The organism is Micrococcus sp. HMSC31B01 (assembly GCF_001816085.1).
Classification (GTDB): domain Bacteria; phylum Actinomycetota; class Actinomycetes; order Actinomycetales; family Micrococcaceae; genus Micrococcus; species Micrococcus luteus.
The window spans coordinates 1-2943 of the sequence record NZ_KV825284.1 but is presented as its reverse complement, the minus strand read 5'-3'; the positions used below and the strand labels follow the sequence as shown (position 1 = coordinate 2943).

General features: G+C 72.6%; 3 protein-coding genes and 1 tRNA gene. 2 read left to right on the top strand and 2 right to left on the bottom strand.

Annotated features, from left to right (window positions below):
- Positions 1–37: 37 nt before the first annotated feature.
- Positions 38–119 (bottom strand) — tRNA-Tyr (locus HMPREF3105_RS09690).
- 209 nt (positions 120–328) lie between these two features.
- Between HMPREF3105_RS09690 and HMPREF3105_RS09685 the strand changes: the two genes are divergently transcribed.
- Both HMPREF3105_RS09685 and HMPREF3105_RS09680 read left to right on the top strand, forming a co-directional pair.
- Positions 329–817, top strand: coding sequence for a YajQ family cyclic di-GMP-binding protein (locus HMPREF3105_RS09685; protein ID WP_036317682.1), 489 nt, complete (start codon positions 329–331; stop codon positions 815–817).
- A gap of 40 nt (positions 818–857) precedes the next feature.
- Entirely contained in the window at positions 858–1361 is a 504-nt protein-coding gene (locus tag HMPREF3105_RS09680) for a hypothetical protein (protein WP_036317679.1), read from the top strand.
- Between the two features lie 187 nt (positions 1362–1548).
- On the opposite strand, the gene HMPREF3105_RS09675 is transcribed toward HMPREF3105_RS09680, so the two are convergent.
- Complete coding sequence (locus HMPREF3105_RS09675) at positions 1549–2844, bottom strand: MFS transporter (protein WP_070709429.1); 1296 nt, start codon at positions 2842–2844, stop codon at positions 1549–1551.
- Positions 2845–2943 lie beyond the last annotated feature (99 nt).

The window sequence follows — 2943 nt, the reverse complement described above, 5'->3', positions numbered from 1 at the left end:
ACCCCGGGACCGTACGGTCCCGGGGTCTTCGTTCCGGTGGCAGATACTGGATTCGAACCAGTGAAGGCAGTGCCAGCTGATTTACAGTCAGCCCCCTTTGGCCGCTCGGGAAATCTGCCGTGCCACCCGGCGGCTGCTGGGCGTCTCGAGGACGACCGCACCGGTCGGGCGAGAGTCGACTGTACAGCATCTCCGCGCCACGCCGCCAATCGGCCCGGGACCGCGTCCGTCGTCCCCGGTAGGCTGGCCCGCAGAGCGCTCCGCGCGGCCCTGCAGTGGCCGTCGACGACGGGCGCACCCCGTCCGCAGACCCTGAAGGAGAGCACCCGTGGCCAGCGATTCCACGTTCGACATCGTCAGCAAGGTGGACAGCCAGGAGGTGTCCAACGCCCTGAACCAGGCGCAGAAGGAGATCGCCCAGCGCTACGACTTCAAGGGCGTCGGCGCCGAGATCGACTTCTCCGGCGAGAAGATCCTCATGAAGGCCTCCTCCGAGGAGCGCGTCAAGGCCGTCAAGGACGTGTTCGAGTCCAAGCTCGTCAAGCGCGGCATCTCCCTCAAGTCCCTCGACGCCGGCGCCCCGTTCGCCTCCGGCAAGGAGTACCGCATCGAGGCGACCATGAAGGAGGGCATCGACCAGCCCACCGCGAAGAAGATCACCAAGCTGATCCGCGACGAGGGCCCCAAGTCCGTCAAGGCCCAGATCCAGGGGGACGAGCTGCGCGTGTCCTCCAAGTCCCGCGACGACCTGCAGTCGGTCATCGCGATGCTCAAGGACTTCGAGGACGCGGACCTGCAGTTCGTGAACTTCCGCTGATCCGCACGCCGTCTCCCCTCCGAGCCCACCAGGAGTCCCCATGCTGTACCTGATCGACCCTCGCGGGGCCGTGTGGTCCGCCGACACCACGATCGGCCGGGCGCGGGCCCGGGCCCGCGTGGACGGCCGCCCGGTCGACGACCTGAAGTTCACCAAGGCCGCCATGCTCCTGACCTTCGAGGACCATGTGGACCTCGCGCTGCGTCACGGCATCGCCGCCCCGCGCGGCCTCCTCCTCGACCACGGGTTCGTGGCCCAGGTGCTCGCCCCCGCGAACCTGAAGGCCCAGCGCGCCAACCAGGACGCGATCGCCGAGCAGCTCGCGGTGGTGGAGCGTCGCACGGAGGACGTCGGATCGCTGCGCTCCCACCGGCACGCGGCCGCCTACGAGGGCGCGGACCAGGATCTGGAGCGCCGCATCAAGAAGGCGGAGGAGGCGGCCCGCGAGACGCTCCAGGCGGCCCCGGACGAGGACCTCGTCCGCCACTGGACGCGCCTGGGCGGCGCGGTGCCGGCCACGCTCCAGGCCGACCGCGACCGCTGACCCGCCGGCCGCCGTCGTCGTGGTGGCTCCCGTGGACGGCGGCTCAGGCTGCCGCGAGCCAGACGTTTCGGCGGTTTCGCGGCCCGATCTGCAGCAGAATCATCTGGCTCACGGGCAGAAACGTCTGGCTCGGCGCTCCTCGGCGGTCGCGGGCTCGCAGCCTCCCGCCACGGAACCCCGCGCCCGCTCAGGGTGTGGGGTTCCGCGCGTCGTAGCGCAGGAAGCCGGGCTGCCACCGCATCAGCGCGGTCACGCCGAGCATGCACAGCACACCGCCGGCCAGCAGGGTCGGCCCCTCCCCCAGGCCCACGGAGGCGCCGCCGGTGAGCAGCTCGCCCAGGCGCGGCCCGCCCGCCACCACGACGACGAACACGCCCTGCAGCCGGCCGCGCAGGTGGTCCGGGGTCGCGGACTGCAGGATCGAGCCGCGGAAGACGCCGGAGAGCGAATCCGCGGCCCCGCCCACCGCCATGCACAGCGCGGCGAGGGCGAACGCGAGCGTGAGGCGGGGATCGCCGTCGGGCAGGGACTGCGCCCACCACACCACGCCGCCGAACGCGGCCACCGCCGCGCCCCACACGAGGATCGAGACGTACACGCCCCAGCCCTGCGCATGCAGGCGTGTGAACGGCGCGGAGAACAGCCCCGCGAGGAACGCGCCCGCCGCCATCGCGGCCAGCAGCACCCCGACGGCGGCCTCACCGCCGCCGAGCACCACGGCGCCGATGGCGGGCAGCAGGGCGCGCGGGAACGCCGTCGTCATAGCCACGATGTCCGCCAGGAAGGTCATCCGCAGGTTCGGTCGCGAGCCGAGGAAGCGCAGGCCCTCGACCACCGAGGCCAGGCCCCAGCGCGTCCCCGAGGCGGTCGCGGTCTCGGCCCGCTGCGGCGGCAGGGACGGCAGCCGCCACACGGCGTACAGGGCGGCGAGGAAGGTGACGACGTCGATCGAGTAGGTCCACGCGTAGCCGACCGCCGCCACGAGCACGCCGCCCAGCACGGGGCCGACCATCAGGGCCACGGAGAACGTCATCATGTTCAGCGCGTTCGCCGCCGGCACGAGCGGCAGGCCCACGAGCGCGGGGATGATCGCGCCGCGGGTGGGCTGGTTGATGCCGGACGCGCCGGAGTGCAGGGCCACGAGGGCGTACAGCACCGGCACCGACTCGAACCCGGCCCAGGCCTGCGCGGCGATGCCGACCGTGGTCAGCCACATGACGGCCGACGAGGTCAGTGCGACGCGGCGGCGGTCGTGCCGGTCCGCGATCGCGCCGCCGTACAGGCCCGCGACCACGAGGGGCACGAGCGCGGCGAGGCCGAGCAGGCCCACCGCGAACGAGGAGCCGGTCAGGGCGAACACCTCGAGGGACACCGCCACGAGCGTGAGCTGCGTGCCCACGTACGCGAGCGTGTTGCCGAGCCACAGCCGCCGGTAGGCGGGTGAGACCCGCAGCGGGGTGATGTCGACGAGGAGGCGGGCCACCCCGGAAGCCTAGCGCCGGGGCGGCCAGGGCCCGCCCCGGATCAGGCGGTCGGGACGGAGGCCCCGTCGCGGGAGATGCGGGTCATCTCCTCCCGGTCC

What these genes read in the sequence shown, in the direction of transcription:
- HMPREF3105_RS09680 (WP_036317679.1), top strand. Translation starts at nt 858, where the DNA reads ATGCTGTACCTGATCGACCCTCGCGGGGCCGTGTGGTCCGCCGACACC.